This window comes from Actinoplanes octamycinicus, assembly GCF_014205225.1.
Taxonomy (GTDB): domain Bacteria; phylum Actinomycetota; class Actinomycetes; order Mycobacteriales; family Micromonosporaceae; genus Actinoplanes; species Actinoplanes octamycinicus.
Genome location: NZ_JACHNB010000001.1, coordinates 8,753,449 through 8,773,531, shown reverse-complemented (window position 1 = coordinate 8,773,531; position 20,083 = coordinate 8,753,449). Strand labels below are relative to the sequence as shown.

Sequence of the window (20,083 nt, the reverse complement as noted above, 5' to 3'; positions counted from 1 at the left end):
CCCGAGCCGGCGCTGACCGTGACGCTCGCCATCCCGCTCACCGGGGACGCGGTGTCCCCACAGGCGCACCGGCTGCTGGCCGCCGTCCGTGAGCTGGTCGAGCTCAGCCGCGGCACGGTGACCGTCGAGTCGGCCGCGGCGCCGGTCGAGCCGGATCCCGAGCCGATCCCCAGTGGTCCCGAGGTGCGGCTGCTCACCGGCTCCCGCCAGGTGCTGCTGGACGGCGAGCCGGTGCCGCTCACCCGGCTCGAGTTCGACCTGCTGCTCTACCTGGCCGAGCGGCCGCGCCGGGTGTTCAGCCGGGCCCAGCTGCTGGCCGGGGTGTGGGGTTACGAGCGGGCTGGGGAGCGCACGGTCGACGTGCACGTCCGGCGGCTGCGGCTCAAGCTGGGCGCCAGCGTGCCCGCGGTGACCACCGTCTACGGAGTGGGCTATCGGCTGGCCGACGAGGCCCGGATCACGGTCATGCCGCACGATTGAGGCATGCGCGCCACCCCCGTCTCGTTCCCCGTGCTCGTCGAGGATCTCGCCGATCGGCTGGTCGGTCGGGAATCCGACAGTAGGGTCCGGGTGGCCGTGGACGGCGCCGACGCGGCCGATCCGGCCCGGCTCGCGGACGCCCTGATCGACCCGCTGCGGGTCCGCGGCCGCCCGGCGGTCCGCATCGACACCAGGGACTTCCTGCGGCCCGCCTCGCTGCGCCTGGAGTTCGGGCGGACCAATCCGGACTCGTTCTACGCCGGCTGGTTCGACGAGGCCGGCCTGATCCGCGAGGTGCTCGACCCGGCCGGCCCGGGCGGCTCCGGCCGGATCGTCACCCGTCTCTGGGACGCGACCGTGGACCGGGCCGCCCGGGAGCCCTACCGCGACCTGCCGGACACCGCGATCGTGCTGGTCAGCGGCCCGCTGCTGCTGGGCTCCGGGCTGCCCTTCGACTTCACCGTCCACCTTGCGGTCTCGGCCGCCGCGCTGGACCGGCGGACCGCGCCGGCGGACCGCTGGACGCTGCCCGCCTTCGCCCGGTATGCGGACGAGGTGGCCCCGCAAACCTTCGCCGACGTGGTCGTCCGGGTCGATGATCCCCGGCATCCGGCCCTGGTCACAGCGATCGGGTGATCGTCGGCACAAGAACCGCTCGCTGAGTCCGTGGCGGAACTGACCACTGACAGTTATGCTCCGGTTACTTTTTCGCGGGGGCCCCGGTTTGGGACCCCCGGCGGTGGGTATCAGGCGGCTCCACAGGCTGAGCCAGTCGCCCACCGGCTGGGGCTTAGGGAAGGGCAGGGGGACTACATGCTCGTCAACGGTGCTGTTGTAGCCGGTAAGGGCGCCAGCGCGGCGAAGGGACGCTCGACCGAGGAGCTCGAGCAGATCCGGGTGCTCCTGCGGACCAGGTTCGAGGAGCTCGACGCGGAGTATGAAGAGGCGGTCGCCCAGAGCCACCGGCTGCGGCTGGTCGAGATCGGCGACTCGGCCGGCGACGACCAGGCCGACAGCGGGTCCAAGACGGCGGAGCGGGACGCCGCCGGGTCGCTGCTGCGCACCCTCCTCGACCGTCGCACCCAGGCGGAGTACGCGATGCAGCGCCTCGAGGACGGGACGTACGGGAACTGTGAGGGGTGCTCCAACCCGATCCCGGTGGAGCGGCTCGAGGTGTTCCCATCGGCCACCACGTGTGTGAACTGCAAGCAGGTCCGGGAGCGCCGGGCGAGCTGAGCCGTTTCCGGTGCCCGTTTCCGTGCGGGCGGTGGCGGGCACCGGTAACCCATGGCGAACATCCGGATCGGGACCTGTGGCTGGACCGACAAGACGCTGATCGCGTCGGGGTGGTACCCGTCGACCGCGGACAACCCGGAGAAACGCCTGGCGTACTACGCCCGGCAGTTCCCGCTGGTCGAGGTGGACGCCACCTACTACGGCCCGCCCAACGAGCAGACCACGAGGTTGTGGGCGCAGCGCACGCCGGACGACTTCACCTTCAACATCAAGGCGTTCAGCCTGTTGACCGGGCATCCGACCAAGGTGTCCGCGCTCTACAAGGACCTGCGGCCGGAGACCACGAAGAAGAACGTCTACCCGCAGGATCTGCCGCCGCAGACGTACGAGGAGGTCTGGAGCCGGTTCCTGACCGCGCTGGACCCGCTCGCCGAGGCCGGTAAGCTCGGGGCGCTGCTCTTCCAGTTCCCGCCCTGGTTCGGCATCCGCAAGTCCAACAAGGAGTACCTGCTGGAGGTGGCCGCCCGGTGCAAGCCGCTGCGGCCGGTCTTCGAGTTCCGCAACGCCTCCTGGTTCGACGGTGGCAACCAGGACGAGACGCTCGACTTCCTGCGCAACCACCGGCTGCCGTTCGTCGCGGTCGACATGCCGCAGGGGCACAAGTCGTCGGTGCCGCCGGTGGTGACCGCGACCGCCGATCTGGCAGTGGTGCGTTTCCACGGGCATAGCGACAAGTGGACGAGTCACGACATCCACGAGAAGTTCCTCTATCGCTATTCCACCGAGGAACTTGCAGAGTGGGTGCCGAAACTGCGCACGCTCGCCGATGAGGCCAAGACCACACATGTGTTGATGAACAATTGCTACTCCGATTATGCGCAGCGGAATGCTTCAACCTTCATGGAACTGCTGGGGGATGACTGACCGCCGTCCCGCGGCGTTCGGCCAGCCGGATGAAGGCGTCCGCGTCGATCACCGCGGCCCCGCCCGGGTCGTTGTTGAAGTAGACGTAACCGTCCGGGCCCAGCCGGTCCAGCCAGGACCGCAGCGCCGACCGCCCGTAACGCGGCCACGGCTGGGCAGCGCCCTCGTGGAACCGCAGATAGCCGAAATCGGCGGTCCGCCACAGCGGGGTGACCGGCCGGCCCTTCCGGTCCGCCCAGCACAGCGCCGCACCGTGGCGGCGCAGCAGCTTCTCGCAGTCCGCCGTGAACCAGCTGGGATGCCGCGGCTCCACCGCCACCCGCACCTCGCCGGGGAACAGGCTCAGCGTCTCGTCCAGCGCGCCCAGGTCAGCCCGAAGGTTCGGCGGCAGCTGCAGCAGCACCGGGCCGAGCTTGTCGCCCAGCCCGGCCGCCCGGTCCAGGAACCGGGCCACCGGCTCGGCCGGCTCGCGCAGCCGCTTGATGTGGGTCAGGTAGCGGCTCATCTTCACCGCCACGACGAAACCCTCCGGGGTACGCTGCCGCCACTGCTCGAAGGTCGTGCGTTCGGGCAACCGGTAGAACGCGTTGTTCACCTCGACGGTGGCGTACCGGCCCGCGTAGTGCTCCAGCCAGAGCCGCTGCGGCAGCTTCTCCGGGTAGAGGCCACCACGCCAGTCCTTGTACTGCCATCCGGACGTTCCTATCCACAGCACTCTGTCCGGATACCCAGGAACGCTGGTTTTGTGCCCGGGGCAGGGGTAGAACGAAGACATGACCGACGCGAACGACGAGCCGGACACCCGCCTGGCCCCGCCGGGCGAGCAGGCCGGCCCCGAGTGGGAATCCGGCGGCGACCTGGAGTACGACGAGGCGCACGGCGCCGGTGACCACCTGGACGTGCCGCCCGGCCTGGTCGAGGAGGCCGAGCGCCGCCGCAGCCTGGCCAAACCCCGCTAGCGGCCGCCCGACGCGTACTGCGTGGCGGTGAACAGCAGCATCGCCGTGACCAGACCGGTCACCAGGATGGTGACCACGGTCGCGGTGTCCAGGCCGACCTTGCGCCGGTCGGCCACCAGTTTCGCGCCGACCACGGCGAGCACCGGGCAGGCCAGCAGCACCAGCAGCGCCACCACCGGCGCCGCCTGGTGCCAGTCGCCGGTGGAGACCGCCCCGGTGTCCCGCAGCACCTGGTTCAGCAGGGCGCCGACGATGCCCCCGGCCAGCCCGAAGATCCAGAAGAGCACCTTGACGCCGAAGGTGATCGGCCGGGCCGGCGGCGTCCACTTCACCTTTTTCTCCACCTCGGCCAGGTAGTCCTCGGCCTCCAGCTCGGACCGCTGCCGGGGGATGCTGGCCGGCGGCAGCTTGCCGAACCGCTCGGCGACCGGGCCGACCCGGTGCACGTACTCCGCCCACAGGCCGGCCGCCCGCGCGTCGACCTCCTCCAGGTCACGCTGCGCCGCGCGGACCGCCCGCTGGGCCGCGCGGGCCTGCTCCTCGGCGGCCGCCACCTGCTCGTCGGCGGCCGCCCGCTGCTCGGCGTGCCACTCGACCGCCTCGGCTCGCAGGTCGGCGGCCCGCTGGTCGAGCGTGGTCAGCCGGCGCAGGACGGTCCGGTAGTCGGCCCGCTCGAAGTCGGCCGGTTGCAGTTCGCTCATGAGGCACCGTAGGGGATCATCACCTCGGCGCCGCGGTGCACCGAGCGGTCGAAATGCAGCGCCCGCCACGGCCGCGGGTACCAGTTCGGCGCGCCGGCCCCGGGATAGTACGGCGCCAGCTCGCTGCCGTGCACGTCGAGCGCCACCCAGGCGCCGATCGGGTCGGTCCGGGAACCCTGCCCGCCGAGCGTGTCCCGCAGCAGCCCGGCCCCGCGCCACCAGCCCAGCACGTGCAGCCGCCGCTCCGGGCCCTGGCGCAGCACCGTCCGCAGCTGGTCCAGCGCCGCCTTGCCGCCGGGCAGCGCGTCCGCCGCGTAGAGCAGGAGGAAATGCGGGCGGTCGGCGGGCCAGGCCGCGGTCGACTCGGCGGCGGCGTCCTCCAGCAGCCAGTCGACGTTCGACGCGTCGTACCAGCCGCAGTCCGGGATCCGGGCGTGCAGAGCTTCGGCGTACGACTGGGCGTCCTGATCGAAGCAGGCGATCGAGAACCGCGCCCCGTCCCGCTGGAACTGCGCCGCGAGCGACCGGCCGGCGGTGGCCAGCACCGCGCACGCCTCCTCCACCCGGGTGCCGAGCACCGCCAGGTTGCGCCCCGGCGCGCGGCGCAGCACGGTCCGCGCCGACCGGGACATCACGTCGATCGTCTCGCCGAGCAGCGCCACCGGGGCCGGCGAGTCCTCCGCCACCAGCGCCCGGAAGTCCGGGCTGTTCTCCAGCTTGGGCTGCACGTCACCGTCGAACAGCCGGGGCGGCAGCTCGCCGGGCGGCAACTTGCGCCACAGCCGATGCTGCAACGCGCTCCACTGCTCCCGGTCACCGGCAGCCGGCACCCGGACGATCTGGTTGGCCTCGGCCGCGCCGGAATCCGAGTTGACCACCGCGTGGTAGCGCTGCAGCGAGTCGGCCGCCGAGTTCTGCTCGGCCAGCACCCGGCGGGCCCGGGGCAGCGCGATCCGCAGGGTGAACTGGGCGACCAGCGCCGGCCGGCCCCACAGCGCCTCGATGCCGGAGATGTCCTGGCTGGCCAGGATCAGATGGATGCCCTGCGACCGGCCCCGCCGGGCCAGGTCCTCGAGCAGGTCGACGGCCTCGGTGGTGACCGCGTCCCGGCCGGCCAGCAGCACCTGGAACTCGTCGACCACCGCGACGATCCGCGGCCACACCCCGGTCGGGTCCTCGGCGCGCAGCTCGGCCAGGTTGGTCACCTCGTGCTGCTTCGCCGCGTCCGCCCGGCGGCGCAGCTCGGCCCCGAGGAACCGGAGCAGGGCCAGGCCGAACTCCCGGTCGGTGTTCACGTTCACCCCGACCAGCCGGACGTGCGGCAACCAGCTCTGGTCCCGGCGGCCCGGCGCGAACCGGGCGAAGGACACCCCCTCCTTGAAGTCGAGCAGGTAGAACGCCAGCTCGGCGGGGGAGTAGCGGGCGGCCAGGGCGCCCATCCAGGCATAGATCAGGTTGGTCTTGCCGGTGCCGGACGGGCCGGCGATCAGCGCGTGCGGCGGGTAGTCGCTGAGCGTCACCTGCACCCGGGTGCCCTGCGGGCTGTCGCCGAGCGGCGCGGTCAACCCGGTCGCCGAACTCTCCCGCCACTCCTGCGCCGGATCCGGCAGCAGGCTGTCCAGCGCCACCGGGGCCGGGCCGGCGGCCACCGCCTCGGCGATCTGCCGGCAGGTGGCGGTCAGGATCGCCGGCGGCGGGCCCGGATCCAGCCGGACCGGAAGGTCCCCGGCACTGCCGATCCGCGCCTCCTCCCCGGGCGCCGCGGTGACGAACTCGATCCCCGGACCCGGCTCCACGGCCAGCCCGTGCACGATCAGGTGCACGCCGCAGGCCGCGCCGGTACGCAGCAGCCGGTCCAGCTGGACGCGCTCGTGCCGGTTCAGCTCGCCGGCGCCGAGCAGCACCGCCACCCGCCACGGCTCGGGCCGCCGCTTGGTGGCCGCGTGCAGCTCCCGCAGCGACGAGAACTCCCCGGCCAGGACCGTCTCGTTGATCCGCCGGACGTGCTCGACCAGCTCGTCGAGGAGACTGCCCAGCCCGTTCGGCGGGACGAAGGTGAGCACCCGGACCGGGGCCAGCGCGGCGAACCCGGCCAGCCCGCCCCCCAGGTGCTCCGGGTCGTAGCCGATCACCTGCACGGTGCCCGGCGCGCTGGTGCCCAGCGCGCGCAGCAGCAGCCCGGCCACCACGTCGTCGCCGAGTCTCCGGTCGCCGTGCACCACGACGTGCCCGTGGTCGAGCAGCTCCACCAGCGCCGGCACCTCCGGCGACTCCGGCGGGGCCGACGAGGCGTCCCACTGCCAGGGCCGCCCCGGCTCGGCCGGCTGATCGGCCGGACCCGGCGCGGTGGGCAGCAGCAACCGCCCGACCCGCAGCTCCGCGGCCCGCGGCAACGGCGTCGCCTCGAACGAGTGCCACGGCTCGCCGGCCGCGCCCGGCGCCGCCCGGTCAGCGGCCCCGGCCGCCGCCCCGGACAACGCGCTCAGCTCGGTGTCGTGCCACTCGGTGATCGACCGCAGCCGCTTGTCCCGCGCCTCGGCCAGCTTGCGCCGCCGGCTGCCGGCCGCCGCGGTGATCCGGTCGAGGCGCGCGAGCGCCGCGTCCGCCTCCCGCTGGGCGCGGGCGAGAGCGGTCTCCGCGGCCCCGAGCGCGTGTGACAGCCCGGCCCGGATCTCCATGACCTGCTGTTTGGTGGAATCAGCCATGACCCGCCGGCATCGTCGCAGTTGTCCAACCCCGTGGCATCATCGGCGCTGCTCACCGGCCTCGGCGCGGGGCGGGCGGACCGGCTCCGGCGCGTCCGGGTCGAGCGCCTCCGCGTCCCGGCCCAGCCGGGCCAGCAACACCCCGGTCAGCACGCTCGCGGTCACCGCGTTGTCCGCCGGATGCCCGGCCGGCCGGTGACCCTGCTGCGGCGCCGGAACCCGGCAGATCCGGTCGATCAGCGTCTCCAGCACGGCCGGTGAGGTGCCCGGCAGCAGCGCCCGGACCCGGCTCTCGGCGGCGGTCCGCAACCGGGGCACGTCCTCCGGCCGGGGCTCGTGCCCGAGCAGGTCGCCGGCTAGCCGGTGCAGCACCGGCGGGGTGACCGCGGACAGGCCGAGCCCGGTCGACGCGGTCACCGCGTGCAGCTCCCGGCCGAGCCGGGCGCGGTCCCCGGCCCGCACCCCGGCGGCGACCCGGCGCAGCAGCTCGGCGGTGGTCGCCCGGTCCGGCCCGGACTCCTTCTGATCTTTGGGCACGGGCTCGCCGGTCAGCTGGGCGACCCGCTCCTGCCACCACGGGCCGAGCCGCTCCACCGGCGGCTGGCCGCCGGGCTCGGCGGGACGCTCCGGCTCCGGGTCCGGTCGCAGCGCGGCGCGCCAGTCCTGACCCTGCGGGCGCCCCGGGTCGCCGCCCAGCCCGAGCGCGGCCAGATAGCTCTCGATCGCGTCCTCCGCGAGACGCAGCGCGGCGGCGGCGCGCTCCGCGTGCTCGGTGGCATTGCCGAGCTCGGGCACGCCCATCTTGTGCTCCGACGCCTCGCGCACCCAGTTCAGGATCTCGGTGGCGCTGCGCAGTTTCTCCAGCGCGGCGACGACCAGACCGTCGGGTAGCTCGTCGGAGGCGGCCCGGAGCCGGGCGCCGAGTTCCTGCAGCAGCGACATCGCGTCAGAGCGTCGCCGTGTAGGTCTGGGCGGCCTCGACCGCGACCAGCGTGGCGGTCAGGCATTCCTCGAGCTGCTGATCGGCCTGCGACAGCGACGCCTTGGCCGTGTCCACGGCGTCGTGCGCGCTGCCGTCGAGCGCCGCGGCCAGGCTCTGCTGGGCCTCGCCGAGCTTCTCACGAGCCGCCTGTATCGCCGCCTGCCCCTCGTTCACCTGCTGGAGCGCGGCGTCCACAGCCGCTCTGACCTCGGCGACACTGGCCACCCGTTCGGCCTCCTGTAACTCAACCCACTTGCGACACAGCCTAACGCCCAGCTCGGGACCCGCCCGCCCGGGCCGCGCCCTTTTGCCCATCACTGACACAAAAGACGCACCACCAGTCCGACGATCGACACCAATGATCGCCCTGGTGACACCCTGTTTCTTACCCCGTCCATTGTGGATCATGCCGACTTCCCGGCAGCCGCCACCCCCACCCGAACGCCTGACCACCCTGCCCCGCAGCCCCGCGCCGCACCCCTCACGCCGCCCAGCCTCGCTCGACAATCTCCCCTCTGGCCACGCCGCTGCCCTCGGGTCACGCCGCTGCCTTCGGGCCACGCCGCTGCCCTGGGCCGCGGCGCTGCCCTGGGCCGCGGCGCTGCACTGCTTCTACCGCGGCACTGCGCTGGCCTACGCCGGCCCGGGGCTGCCCGTCCCGTCCCCGCGCGCCAACCCCACGCCGGCCGTGGTGCTGCGTTGGCCACGCTGCCTCGGCCCACGGCGCCTGCCGCTTCCTGGCGCGACAAGCCACGCCGGGCCACGGTGCTTCCGGCGGTCACGGTGCTGCCTCGGGCCGCGGCGCCTGCCACGCCCCGGTCCGACGACCCACGCCGGGCCGCGGCGCTGGCTTCGGGCACGGGTGCTGTCCCGGCCCGTCCCGCGCCGTAGCCAACCCTTGCGCGACGCCGACGCCGAGCCACGGCGCTGCCCAGGGGCCCCAATGCCCCAGGGCGCTGCCTGGCCGCCGGACCGGACAGAGTGGTGCGGCGCCGGGGGGTGTTGGACGAGCGGCATGGGCGAGGGATGTTGAGCGAGGGGCGCTGAGCGAGCGGCGCTGGACGCGTGGCGCAGCGAGCGGTGCTGGGTGCGGCGTATGGGCGCGAGGGTTGTTGGCCGTGCGGCGCTGGACGAGGGGTGTGGACCGAGCGGGGCTGGGCGCGGAAGGGACGCTGGCGTCGGCGCGAGGTGGCGTGGGCTCGGCAGTGGCGGTCGGCGCTGGTTGCGGCGTCGTGTGGCTAGCGGGGGACCGAGGACGGGCCGCGGATCTCGGCGCCGAGGTCGATCGCCCGGGAGCGCAGGCCACGGTCGGCGGTCACCACCACGATGGGGCGGCTGGCCGCTTCGGCGCGGACCAGGTCGATGATTTTGTCGTCGCCCGAGCCGGAGGCACGTTCGATCCGGATGCCGGACGGCGCCTGCGGGATGTCCCGGGCTTTGCCCTCGACCACCAGGACCACCTCGATCGGCGCGGGGAGCCCCGGCAGGCCGGTGGTGGGGAGCGGCGCGAGGCTGTCCCGGAGCCGGATGGCGGCGCCGGCGCGGTCGCGCCACCAGCCGTCCGGGACGGAACCGACCACGTTCGCGCCGTCGACGATCACCAGCGGGATCGGGGAGCCCCCGGACACCGGCTCCGGAGCGGGCGCCGCCTCCGGCTCGGACGCAGCCTCCGAGCCGGCGCGGGAGGAGCGGGCGTCAAAGCCGCCGGCCGAGGAGGGGCGTGCGGCGGGGGACCCTGCCCGGGAGGGCGTGGGGGAAGTGTCTGCCGGAGAGGAAGCGGCGCGGGAAGAGGTGGCGGGAGAGTCTGCGCCGGAAGAAGCGGCGCGAGAGGACGTGGCGGGAGAGTCTGCGCAGGAAGAAGCGGCGCGGGAAGGCGTGGGGGAGGGGTCCGCACCCGAGGAAGCGGCGCGGGCGGGCGTGGGGGAAGAGCCCGCGCGCGAGGAAGCCGCTTGCGAGGAGGAGGCGCGGGAAGAGGCGGGTCGGGAAGCGGGGGCGGCTGCTGGGCCGGGAGTGGCGGATTCCGGATCCGGGGAGGGTGCGGATGTCGGGGGAGACTCCGGTTCGCCGGACACGGGCAGGGGTGATGTGGCTCCCTGAAACGGGGACTCCGGAGACACGGGCGGGGGTTCGGGGAAGGCGGGTTCCCGGAAGACCGGCGCCAGGGAGCCGGAGGCGGGTTCCTGGGGTGCGGACATAAGTTGAGCCTACCCGTATCAACTTTTCGCGGAAATCGGGAATCGCCGCACCGCCTCACGCGCTTCTAACAAGCGGCGGCGGGCGTTTGCGGCTCCCGACCCCGGGTAGGCCGGATGTCGCCGCTGGTGGAAGTACCAGGAGAAGAGAGACTGATGAGCATCGGACCGTTGGGGCCGGGTGGACCCGGTCAGTGGGACGACCTGTTCGCGCGCTTCTTCGGTGCGGCGGAGCCGCGCCGGGCGGCGCAGCGGATCGACATCGCGCGCTACATGAGCAACGACGCCCGGCAGGTGCTGGCGGATGCCGCCCGGCGGGCCGCCGACCTCGGCGCGCACGACGGTGGCCTGGCCGACCTGGACACCGACCACCTGCTCTGGGCCGTTCTGCAGCAGGAGCCGATGAAGCAGACCGTGCGCCGGGCCGGCGCCGACCCGCAGGCCCTGCTCACGGAGCTGGAGGCCAAGCTGGGTGACGACGCCAGCCGCACCGCCGCGGCCAACCGGCGCGCCGAGATGGGCGCGGCCGGCCGGGACAATGGGCCGGAGCAGGTCGCGCTGACCCCGGCGGCCAAGCGGGCGCTGCTGGACAGCCTGCAGATCTCCCGGGCGGTGGGCGCCTCCTACATCGGGCCGGAGCACATCCTGATGGCGCTCGGCCTGAACACCGACTCGGTCGCCGGGCGGCTGCTGGCCGGCCGGCTCGACCCCCGCGCCATCCCGAACCAGGAGGCCCCGGCCGGTCCGGTCGGCGGCGGCCAGGGCGGCTCCCGTGGCGGGTCGCGCGGCGGCGGGCAGACCCCGACGCTGGAGCAGTTCGGCGTGGACCTGACCGAGGTGGCCCGGCGCGGCGAGATCGACCCGGTGATCGGCCGGGCCGAGGAGATCGAGCAGGCCGTGGAGATCCTGTCCCGGCGCACCAAGAACAACCCGGTCCTGATCGGTGAGGCCGGCGTCGGCAAGACCGCGATCGTCGAGGGCCTGGCCCAGCGGATCGTGGACGGCGAGGTGCCGCTCACCCTGCAGGACAAGCGGGTGATCCAGCTGGACCTGGCCGGTCTGGTGGCCGGCACGCGCTACCGCGGCGACTTCGAGGAGCGGCTGCGCAAGGTGATCGACGAGATCCAGTCCTCCGGGGACGAGCTGATCGTCTTCATGGACGAGATCCACACCCTGGTCGGCGCCGGCGGCGGCGGTGGTGAGGGCGGCGGGATGGACGCCGGCAACATGCTCAAGCCGGCCCTGGCCCGCGGCCAGCTGCGGGTGATCGGCGCGACCACGCTGGACGAGTACCGGAAGAACATCGAGAAGGACGCGGCGCTGGCCCGGCGGTTCCAGCCGGTGCTGGTCGGCGAGCCCTCGGTGGAGGAGTCCGTGGCGATCCTGCGCGGGCTGCGGGACAACTACGAGGCGCACCACCAGGTACGGATCACCGACGAGGCGCTGGACGCCGCGGCGGTGCTCTCCGACCGGTACATCACCGACCGGTTCCTGCCGGACAAGGCGATCGACCTGATCGACCAGGCCGGCGCCCGGGTCCGGCTGCGCACCAAGATGCCGGACGCCGACCTGCGCGAGCGGGAGCGGCAGCTGGAGCAGCTGTCCCGGGACCGGGACCAGGCGGTGCACGCCGAGAACTACGAGGTGGCGTCGCAGCTGCGGGACCAGATCAACGAGCTGAAGGCACTGATCGCCGGGTCCGGCGCGGGCGCCGACGGGGTGCCGCGGGTGACCGACGCGGACATCGCCGAGGTGGTCTCCCGGGCGACCGGGGTCCCGGTCGCGCAGCTCACCGAGGCGGAGCGGGACCGTCTGCTCCGGCTGGAGCAGCACCTGCACGAGCACGTGATCGGGCAGGAGGACGCGGTGGTCGCGGTCGCCGAGGCGGTCCGCCGCTCACGCGCCGGGCTGGGTGACCCGGACCGGCCGGTGGGCAGCTTCCTGTTCCTCGGCCCGACCGGCGTCGGCAAGACCGAGCTGGCCCGCTCGCTGGCCGAGGCGCTCTTCGGCGACCAGGACCGGATGATCCGGCTGGACATGAGCGAGTTCCAGGAGCGGCACACGGTGTCCCGGCTGGTCGGGGCGCCGCCCGGATACGTCGGGTACGACGAGGCCGGGCAGCTGACCGAGGCGGTGCGGCGCCGGCCGTACAGCGTGGTGCTGCTCGACGAGATCGAGAAGGCGCACCCGGACGTGTTCAACATCCTGCTCCAGGTGCTCGACGACGGCCGGCTGACCGACAGCCAGGGCCGCACGGTCAGCTTCAAGAACGTCGTGCTGATCATGACGAGCAACCTGGGGTCGGACCTGATCAGCGGGACCACCCGCAGCGTCGGGTTCGGCGCGGCGGAGAACGGCCGGTCGCCCGAGGACGAGCTGCGGGACCGGCTGGACCGGCGGCTCAAGGAGCAGTTGCGGCCGGAGTTCATCAACCGGATCGACGAGATCATCATCTTCCGGCAGCTGGAGACCGATCAGCTGCGCAAGATCACCGAGATGCTGCTGGAGTCGACCCGGCGCCGGCTGCACGCCCAGGACGTGCGGCTGGAGATCACCACGGCCGCGGTGGACTGGCTGGCCGACAAGGGTTACCAGCCCGAGTTCGGGGCCCGGCCGCTGCGCCGGACCATCCAGCGCGAGCTGGACAACCGGCTGTCGACGATGCTGCTCGCCGCCGACCTGGCTCCCGGCCAGACGGTCCGGGTGGACGCCCGCGACGGCGCGCTGACCTTCGACGTGGAGTCCCCGACCCTGAGCAACCGCTGAGCATGGCGCGAGCCGAGGGCTGGACGAGCGTGCGCTGGACGAGCATGCGCTGACCAAGTCACGGGCTGAGCGAGTTCGAGAAGGGCACCGGACGCGGTCCGGTGCCCTTCTGCTTTTCCGTGACCACCCACGGGCAATGAAGGGCGGGCTGATCGCCCTGGACGCGCAGCGGCCAGATCAGCCCGCCCGTCCCGCGCGGGAGCATGCGATCCGCACCCGAGCGGACCTGCGTCAATGATGAACTTGATCTTGATTTTCCGGAGGGTGCGACGGTCACGCCGCTGCTTGCTCGCGGGTCCATTCGACATAGCCCTCGTTGCGGGCGATGACGTCCTGGTACGCCTCGCGGGCCAGCTCCAGCACCTTCGGCGCGAACCGGGCGGCCGGTGACTCCGGGTGCCAGCCGAGCAGCAGCCGCCAGCGCAGCGGCGCCCCCTTGAGCGGGCGGGTGGTGAGGCCCGCCGGTGGGCGGAAGGTCGGCTGGCACAGCCCGATCGCCACGCCCAGCTCGACCATGTCGATGCAGGCCCGGGCGTCGGTCTCGAGGACGCGGCGCGGGGTGAAGCCGGACCGGGCGCAGGCGGCCGCGAAGCAGGTCTCGAAGCAGCCGTCGCCGGCCGCCGCGGACCACTGCTCGGAGGCCATCTCGGCCAGGTCGACCTCGGTGCCCTTGGCCTGCGGATGGTCCTCGCGCATCAGCACGCAGACCGCGTCCACCGCGATGGTGTCCCAGACCAGGCCGTAGTCGGCCGAGGGCAGCGCGTCGCCGCAGACCCCGACCTGGGCGAAGTCCAGCTTGCCGTTGAGCACCATGGTGGCCAGCTCGTCGACGTAGTAGGACGCGTAGGTGGAGATCTGCGCCTCGGGCTGGTCGGCGGAGAGCCGGTGCAGCAGGTGGGCGAAGACCGGGCCGCCGATCGCGCCCATCCGGTAGCGGCTGAGCTGCTGGCTGCCGCCGGCCGCGAGCCGGGCCGCCTCGTCCTGCAGACCCTTCATCGCCGGCAGCAGCACCCGGGCCCGGGACAGCACCAGCTCGCCGAGCGCGGTGGGGCGGGCGCCGCGCCGGTCCCGGTCGAACAGCGGTCCGCCCAGCGTCCGCTCGATCCGCTGCAGTTGGGCGGTGAGCGCGGGTTGGGCCAGGCCGAGTTGTGACGCGGCCTTGGTGACGCTGCCGGTCTCCGCGATGGCGCAGACCACCTTCAGATGCCGCAGCTCCAGGTTCATAGCGTGACGTTAGGACTAGAAAGGGATCGAAGGCTAGACCTGTGGGCCGTGGAAAGATCGTCAGTTTGTGACAAGAAGGTTAAGTAGCGGGACGTTTTCTACCAAACGGTAACTAAGTAAACGCCAGTTTACAGATCGCGCGTATATGTGGTCCGGCCGGTGGCCACGTCGCGCAGCTTGTCGATCGCGCCGAGCAGCGGGTCGACCACCTTGTTCCACGGCGGGGTGGCCGGGGTGTGCGGGTGCGGGCGGGTCGGGGCGGCCTCCTCGGCGGTCTCCACCCGGTTGCCCAGCCGGATCATGTCATCGGCCGGGACCATCTGCTCCAGCAGGGGGAACAGCTCGGTCTCGTCGGCCTCGACGTGGCGGTGGATGGCCCGGGTCAGCTCGTCCCGAGCGGTGTCGTCCCGCATCAGCTCCAGCAGCGCGCGGTCCTCGGCCAGCTCGCGGTCGGCGATCCGGTCGCCGTCCGGGACCGCTTCGCGGATCGCCGGGTAGAGGTACTGCTCCTCAGCGGAGAGATGCCGGGAGAGGGTGGCGATCAGCACAGAATGCGACTTATCCGAGATGTCACCGGAGGCCAGGTCGAGGATCACCCGGTGCTGCTGGTTCAGGACATCGACGACGCTCCGCCCGGAGATGGTGCCACCCACCGGCGGTAGAGGGGGAAGATTCACGTCAGCCATGGGCCCGCGGTTACCCGCCGCGGCCCGCCCAGCAAACCTTGCTGGTAAGAAGGGCGGATGAACACCACCGCCGTGGACGAGGTCACCGGCCTCTGCCAGGATCTGCTGCGCATCGACACCACCAACACCGGGGACCCGCGGACCACCGTGGGCGAGCGGGCCGCCGCCGAGTACGTCGCGGAGAAACTCGCCGACGCCGGCATCGAGTCCCGCCTCCTGGAGTCGGCCCCGAAGCGCGCCAACCTGGTCGCCCGGATCCCCGGCGCCGACCGGTCGCGCGGCGCCCTGCTGGTCCACGGCCACCTCGACGTGGTTCCCGCGGACGCGAGCGAGTGGTCGGTCGGCCCGTTCTCCGGCGAGGTCAAGGACGGCTACCTGTGGGGCCGCGGCGCGGTCGACATGAAGGATTTCGACGCCATGGTGCTGGCCGTGGTGCGCGAGTGGCAGCGGACCGGCTACACCCCGCCCCGGGACATCGTGCTGGCGTACACCGCCGACGAGGAAGCCGGGATGGAGTACGGCTCGCAGTGGCTGGTGCAGAACCACGCGGACCTGTTCGAAGGCTGCACCGAGGCGATCGGCGAGGTCGGCGGCTACTCCTACACGGTCAACGACGACCTGCGGCTCTACCTGGTGCAGACCGCCGAGAAGGGGCTCGACTGGCTGCGGCTGCACGCGCACGGGCGGCCCGGGCACGGCTCGTTCATCCACGACGACAACGCGGTGACCGCGCTGGCCGAGGCGGTCTCGGCGGTCGGCCGGCACCGCTTCCCGGTGGTCGTCACGCCGACCGTGCGGGCGTTCCTGGAGCAGGTCAGCGAGGCGCTCGGGATCGACCTGAACCCGGACGACCCGGAGCTGGCCATCGCCAAGCTGGGCCCGATCGCCAACCTGATCGGCGCGACCATCCGGAACACCGCGAACCCGACCCGCCTCGAGGCCGGGTACAAGGACAATGTGATCCCGGGGAAGGCGTCCGCCACGATCGACTGCCGGACCCTGCCCGGGCAGGCCGAGTCGTTCCTGGCCGAGCTGCGCGACCTGATCGGCCCGGACGTGGAGATCGAGCACGTGCACCGGCAGCCGGCCGTGGAGACCGAGTTCGGCGGGCCGCTGGTGGAGGCGATGGGGGCGGCGCTGCGTGCCGAGGACCCGGGTGCGCGTACCGTGCCCTACTTGATGTCCGGGGGAACGGACGCCAAGGCGTTCAGCACCCTGGGCATCCGATGCTTCGGGTTCGCCCCGTTGCAACTTCCGCCCGACCTGAACTTCGCCGCCCTGTTCCACGGCATCGACGAGCGAGTGCCGGTGGAAGGGCTAAAGTTCGGCGTGCGTGTGCTCGACCGATTGCTCCGAAACAGCTGATTCCGGAAGGACCCCCAAACAAGATGAGCGACCAGAACGCTGAACTCGACGCCGCACTGGAGCGGGTCGTGGAGGCGGCGCGGGCGCACCTGGCGGCCGTCAAGGCGGCGGCCGGGCGCATCGACGACGACGACGTCTGGCAGGCCTACGTCGACCTGAACAACGCGTCGTTCGCCTACGACGAGAAACTTCTCGACGCGTACGGCGAGGTCACCCCGTGGGACGTCGAGTCGATCGACCCGGACGAGGCGGACCAGCGCTTCCTCGCCGGTGAGGCGGGCGACAGCGGGGCGGCGGGCGACGCGTACCCGCAGGTGATCTCGGTCCGGCAGCGTCGTGACTACCGGGTGCCGAGCGTCTCCGCCCTGCTGCGGGTCGCCGAGACCGCGCGCCGCAGCTCGGTGCCGGACGACGAGGAGGTCGGCCCGGTCGAGTCGGTCGGCGAGGCGGTGCTGGAGCTGCTCCAGGCCGGCGACGGCTCGCTCGCGTCGCTCGACGTGCCGGAGCTGGAGCCGCTCGACGGCCTGCTCACGGTCACCGAGGTGGAGGAGCCGCTGGACCTGGAGGCCTTCGACGACGCGGACGGGTCCGGCCCGTTCGCCCCGGTGGAGAGCGACCAGCTGGTGGGCAGGCTCGACGAGCACCCGTTCCTCCCCGACGACGAGGAAGACCACGCCGGGCACAACCATGCTTGATGGCCTCGCTCCGCTCGGCGGCATCGCGCCCCGGTGAGTCGTTGTCGAGGGCACCGAAAGCCCGCCCGATTGTGGTCGGGCGGGCTTTCTCAGTAACTCAGGCCGGGCTGCGGGGTGGGCTGGAGCCGGCGGCGGAGCATCACCTTGCGGGTGCCGTCCGCGAAGAGCTGGACCCTGGCCAGCTCCCAGCCGGAGAACTCGGCCTGGATGGCGAGCTGCGCCGCCGCGGTCAGACGATCGACATTCGAAGGCAACCGCAGCGGCGCGTATTCGTAGTCCATGCGATCTAATATGCTCCCGCCCGCGAGCCCGGCACCAGCCCCGCGGCCGAATCGACTCCCTGGTCACAAACCTCGCAGGGCGGGCGCCGCCGCAGGTGGTAGCCGTAGGCGGCGAGGCCGAGCGCGACCGACCACAGCGGCCAGAGCAGCATCGGCAGCACCGCGGCCCGGTCCTCGCCGGTGAACAGCTTCTCCGAGCCGTCCCCTGTGAACAGTGACACCGACGCGGACATCACGACCATCGCGACCAGGCTCGCCGGGATGGTGGCGAGGCGGATCGGCACCCGGCGGCCGAAGAGGCGCTCGCCCCACGGCCGGGTCAGGCCGATCGTCAGCACCGAGCCGACCAGGGCGAACGACGCCAGTCCGACGCCCGCCCAGACCAGTCCGGTGCGGTGCATGTCGGCGAGGAAGCCGGGGTCGATGCCGAGTGGGATGCCCAGGCCCCAGGCGATCCGGACGGCGGCGTACAGGGCCGGGATGACCGCCGCGACATAGGCCGCCACCCTGCCCCACCGCCGGGCCGCTTCCGGCTCGGTCCAGCCGCCGCTCACGGCGGTCCGGCCACAGGATTCACAAGCGTTGCGGGTACGCCGCAGCCAGCGCACCACCGCCCGGGTGACGAGCACCCCGCCGACGATCGCGTTCACCTCGTTGGCCAGCGCCCACGTGAAGATCACGCTGTAGTCGACCGGTGGCCACCCGAACGGGAACCCGCCGATCATCATCGGCAGGTACCCGGCGAAGGTCAGCGCCCGCACGTCCACCACGACGAACAGCAGCGCCGCCACGACCAGCCACAGGTAGCCGGCCAGCGCGGTCCGGGCGAACCGGCTCGGCCGATCGGTTCCGGCCATCGCGAGCAGGGCGACAGCCGCGAGGATCAGCACCCCGGCGAACAGCGGCGCGCCCACGTCGGCGTCCAGGGCGCGCAGCGGGCTGGACGAGTTGCGCGGGTCGCCCGGCCCGAACGGGAACCCGTGCCCGCTGACCGCCCAGCTCAGCGCCAGCGTGCCGGATCCGGCGGCCCAGCCGGCCGCCACCTTCAGTGCCGTGTTCGTCATGTCTCCACGGTCGCTGCCGCGACCCGCGCAAGGATCCCCGCGGCGAGGGGTCCGGCTCCCTCGTCAGGGGGAGATGAAGCCGGACTTGTAGGCCACGACCACCGCTTGCGTACGATCCCGCACCCCGAGTTTGCCCAGCACGTTCCCGACATGCGTCTTGATCGTCTCGACGCCGAGCACGAGCCGTTCGGCGATCTCCGCGTTCGACAGCCCGTCCGCCATCAGGGCCAGCACCTCGGCCTCCCGCGCGGTCAGCCCGGCGCCGTCCAGGTGCCCGTCCGGCTTGGCGTAGGCGGCGGCCAGGTTCTTGATCGCGGCCGGGAACAGCAGCGAGTCACCCCGGGCGACCACCCGGACGGCCTCCACGATCTGCTCCGGGCGGGCCCGTTTGAGCAGGAAGCCGCTGGCCCCGGCCTGGAGCGCCTCGTAGACGTACTCGTCGTTGGCGAAGGTGGTCACCACCAGCACCTTCGGGGCGTCCGCCGGGAACTTCGCCAGCACCAGCCGGGTGGCCTGAATCCCGTCGAGGCGCGGCATGCGTACGTCCATGAGAATGACGTCGGGCCGCAGGCGGAGCGCGGCCTGGACCACCTCGCTGCCGTCCCCGACCTCGCCGGCGACGGTGAGGTCGGGCTGGGCGCCGAGGATCGCGCGCAGCCCGGCCCGGACCAGTTCGTCGTCGTCGACGATCAGCACGCTGATCATCGGGGGAGCCTTGCCACGAGCCGCCAGTCGTCGCCGTCCGGGCCGGCCCGCAGCGACCCGCCGAGCAGCTGCACGCGCTCCCGCATGCCCTCGATCCCGTGCCCGCCGCCGGCGCGGCGCCGGGGCGCGGCGACCCGCCGGTTGCTCACCTCGATCAACAAGTCCTCCTCCTGACGGATCCGCAGGGTGACCGGCCCGGCTCCGTGCCGGGCGGCGTTGGTGAGCGACTCCTGCACGATCCGGTACGCCTCCCGGGACACCCGCGGCGACACGTCCACCTCGGCCAGGTCCGCCTCGACCTGGTCGGTGAGCAGCCGGTCCAGGTCGGCCAGGGTCGGCGTGGCGTGGTGGTCGGCGGCCTCGTCGCGCAGGATGCCGAGCACCGCGTCCAGCTCGCCGGCCGCGGACCGGCCGGTCTCCTCGATCGCGGCCAGCGCCCGCAGCGCGAACGCCGGGTCGCTGTCGAACACCGCCCGCGCCGCGCCGGCCTGCAGGGTCATCGCGGTCAGCGCGTGCCCGACCGAGTCGTGCAGCTCCCGGGCCAGCCGGTTGCGCTCGGCCAGCAGCCGCTCCCGTTCCCGCTGCGACGGCCCGAGCAGCACCGGGGCCATCGTGGCGGCCAGCGACCCCAGCCCGGCGATCGCGTAGATCGCGCCGGCCAGGATCAGCGGCGCGGCGAGCAGCCACCACCAGCCGCCGTTGCCCGGGGTCAGCGACTCGCCGCCGACCAGGGCGAGAACCCCGACCGGCACGACGACCAGCAGCACCGCGCCGATCGCCACCCCGGTGAGCAGGTGCAGCCCGAACCAGAGCGCGGCCCGCAGCCGGGTGTCCCGCTCCATCCGGTGGCCCCGGTCGTGGCCGGGCAGGTCGACGTCGAGCAGCGAGCGGGCGGCCGCGATCTCCAGCTCCCGGGTGCCGCCCAGGAACGGCGGGATCAGCGCGATCACCGCGGCGGCCAGCGCCACCAGCACGTTGCCGAACCGCGACCCGGGGGCGTCCAGGACGGCCCGGACGATCAGCCCGGTGCCCAGCGTGTAGGGCAGCGCCAGCACCGCGCCGAGCAGCAGGAACACCGCGCGCCGATAGGTGGCGGCACTGATCAGCGGGCGCAGCAT

20 protein-coding genes are annotated in these 20,083 nt (G+C 72.9%); 8 read left to right on the top strand and 12 right to left on the bottom strand.

Translation table 11 applies throughout. The features are described from left to right. Positions 1-18: 18 nt before the first annotated feature. The 4 genes from BJY16_RS39770 to BJY16_RS39755 all read left to right on the top strand — a co-directional run bounded on the left by BJY16_RS39770 (position 19) and on the right by BJY16_RS39755 (position 2,640). The gene (locus tag BJY16_RS39770) at positions 19-480 is read left to right on the top strand and encodes a winged helix-turn-helix domain-containing protein (protein WP_185044683.1); all 462 of its coding nucleotides are present in this window, start codon (positions 19-21) and stop codon (positions 478-480) included. A gap of 3 nt (positions 481-483) precedes the next feature. Next, positions 484-1,116: a nucleoside/nucleotide kinase family protein gene (locus BJY16_RS39765; protein ID WP_185044682.1), complete on the top strand. Its 633-nt coding sequence runs from the start codon at positions 484-486 to the stop codon at positions 1,114-1,116. 177 nt (positions 1,117-1,293) lie between these two features. Then, positions 1,294-1,716 carry a TraR/DksA family transcriptional regulator gene (locus BJY16_RS39760; RefSeq protein WP_185044681.1) on the top strand — a complete coding sequence of 141 codons (423 nt, stop codon included), beginning with the start codon at positions 1,294-1,296 and terminating at the stop codon, positions 1,714-1,716. A 51-nt stretch (positions 1,717-1,767) separates the two neighbouring features. Further along, positions 1,768-2,640 (top strand): DUF72 domain-containing protein, encoded by an 873-nt coding sequence (locus BJY16_RS39755; protein WP_185044680.1) that lies wholly within the window; start codon positions 1,768-1,770, stop codon positions 2,638-2,640. Here BJY16_RS39755 and BJY16_RS39750 read toward each other — a convergent pair. Next, complete coding sequence (locus BJY16_RS39750) at positions 2,615-3,355, bottom strand: DUF72 domain-containing protein (RefSeq protein WP_203759178.1); 741 nt, start codon at positions 3,353-3,355, stop codon at positions 2,615-2,617. The genes BJY16_RS39755 and BJY16_RS39750 overlap by 26 nt on opposite strands. Before the next feature lie 58 nt (positions 3,356-3,413). Here BJY16_RS39750 and BJY16_RS39745 point away from each other — a divergent pair, with 58 nt between their 5' ends. Further along, the gene (locus tag BJY16_RS39745) at positions 3,414-3,599 is read left to right on the top strand and encodes a hypothetical protein (RefSeq protein WP_185044678.1); all 186 of its coding nucleotides are present in this window, start codon (positions 3,414-3,416) and stop codon (positions 3,597-3,599) included. On the opposite strand, the gene BJY16_RS39740 is transcribed toward BJY16_RS39745, so the two are convergent. The 5 genes from BJY16_RS39740 to BJY16_RS39720 form a co-directional block, all read right to left on the bottom strand. Beyond that, the gene (locus tag BJY16_RS39740; RefSeq protein ID WP_185044677.1) at positions 3,596-4,300 is read right to left on the bottom strand and encodes a hypothetical protein; all 705 of its coding nucleotides are present in this window, start codon (positions 4,298-4,300) and stop codon (positions 3,596-3,598) included. The two genes, BJY16_RS39745 and BJY16_RS39740, sit on opposite strands and share 4 nt — an antisense overlap. After that, on the bottom strand, positions 4,297-7,005 hold the full coding sequence (locus BJY16_RS39735) for an FtsK/SpoIIIE domain-containing protein (RefSeq protein WP_185044676.1): 2,709 nt from the start codon (positions 7,003-7,005) through the stop codon (positions 4,297-4,299). Before BJY16_RS39735 ends, BJY16_RS39740 begins: the two co-directional genes overlap by 4 nt. A 39-nt stretch (positions 7,006-7,044) precedes the next feature. After that, positions 7,045-7,947: a hypothetical protein gene (locus BJY16_RS39730; protein ID WP_185044675.1), complete on the bottom strand. Its 903-nt coding sequence runs from the start codon at positions 7,945-7,947 to the stop codon at positions 7,045-7,047. A 4-nt stretch (positions 7,948-7,951) separates the two neighbouring features. Next, complete coding sequence (locus BJY16_RS39725) at positions 7,952-8,212, bottom strand: hypothetical protein (protein WP_185044674.1); 261 nt, start codon at positions 8,210-8,212, stop codon at positions 7,952-7,954. Between the two features lie 1,013 nt (positions 8,213-9,225). Then, complete coding sequence (locus BJY16_RS39720; RefSeq protein ID WP_203759179.1) at positions 9,226-9,597, bottom strand: PIN domain-containing protein; 372 nt, start codon at positions 9,595-9,597, stop codon at positions 9,226-9,228. A gap of 753 nt (positions 9,598-10,350) precedes the next feature. Here BJY16_RS39720 and BJY16_RS39715 point away from each other — a divergent pair. After that, entirely contained in the window at positions 10,351-12,945 is a 2,595-nt protein-coding gene (locus BJY16_RS39715; RefSeq protein WP_185046894.1) for an ATP-dependent Clp protease ATP-binding subunit, read from the top strand. Between the two features lie 273 nt (positions 12,946-13,218). On the opposite strand, the gene BJY16_RS39710 is transcribed toward BJY16_RS39715, so the two are convergent. Together BJY16_RS39710 and BJY16_RS39705 are read right to left on the bottom strand one after the other, a co-directional pair. Continuing rightward, positions 13,219-14,169, bottom strand: a complete 951-nt coding sequence (locus BJY16_RS39710) for a LysR family transcriptional regulator (RefSeq protein WP_185044672.1) — start codon at positions 14,167-14,169, stop codon at positions 13,219-13,221. A gap of 128 nt (positions 14,170-14,297) precedes the next feature. After that, the gene (locus BJY16_RS39705; protein WP_185044671.1) at positions 14,298-14,855 is read right to left on the bottom strand and encodes a hemerythrin domain-containing protein; all 558 of its coding nucleotides are present in this window, start codon (positions 14,853-14,855) and stop codon (positions 14,298-14,300) included. A 57-nt stretch (positions 14,856-14,912) separates the two neighbouring features. On the opposite strand from BJY16_RS39705, the gene BJY16_RS39700 reads away from it, so the two are divergent. Together BJY16_RS39700 and BJY16_RS39695 are read left to right on the top strand one after the other, a co-directional pair. After that, a complete protein-coding gene (locus BJY16_RS39700; RefSeq protein ID WP_185044670.1) occupies positions 14,913-16,220 on the top strand; it encodes a M20/M25/M40 family metallo-hydrolase in 1,308 nt (435 codons plus the stop codon). 23 nt (positions 16,221-16,243) lie between these two features. Then, positions 16,244-16,915 carry a hypothetical protein gene (locus BJY16_RS39695; protein WP_185044669.1) on the top strand — a complete coding sequence of 224 codons (672 nt, stop codon included), beginning with the start codon at positions 16,244-16,246 and terminating at the stop codon, positions 16,913-16,915. An 89-nt stretch (positions 16,916-17,004) separates the two neighbouring features. Here the strand turns inward: BJY16_RS39695 and BJY16_RS39690 are convergent, their stop codons facing one another. The 4 genes from BJY16_RS39690 to BJY16_RS39675 form a co-directional block, all read right to left on the bottom strand. After that, the gene (locus BJY16_RS39690) at positions 17,005-17,196 is read right to left on the bottom strand and encodes a DUF5703 family protein (RefSeq protein WP_183219252.1); all 192 of its coding nucleotides are present in this window, start codon (positions 17,194-17,196) and stop codon (positions 17,005-17,007) included. A gap of 5 nt (positions 17,197-17,201) precedes the next feature. Continuing rightward, on the bottom strand, positions 17,202-18,260 hold the full coding sequence (locus BJY16_RS39685; protein ID WP_185044668.1) for a hypothetical protein: 1,059 nt from the start codon (positions 18,258-18,260) through the stop codon (positions 17,202-17,204). Between the two features lie 63 nt (positions 18,261-18,323). Then, positions 18,324-18,965, bottom strand: coding sequence for a response regulator transcription factor (locus BJY16_RS39680; protein ID WP_185044667.1), 642 nt, complete (start codon positions 18,963-18,965; stop codon positions 18,324-18,326). Continuing rightward, complete coding sequence (locus BJY16_RS39675; RefSeq protein ID WP_185044666.1) at positions 18,962-20,083, bottom strand: sensor histidine kinase; 1,122 nt, start codon at positions 20,081-20,083, stop codon at positions 18,962-18,964. Before BJY16_RS39675 ends, BJY16_RS39680 begins: the two co-directional genes overlap by 4 nt.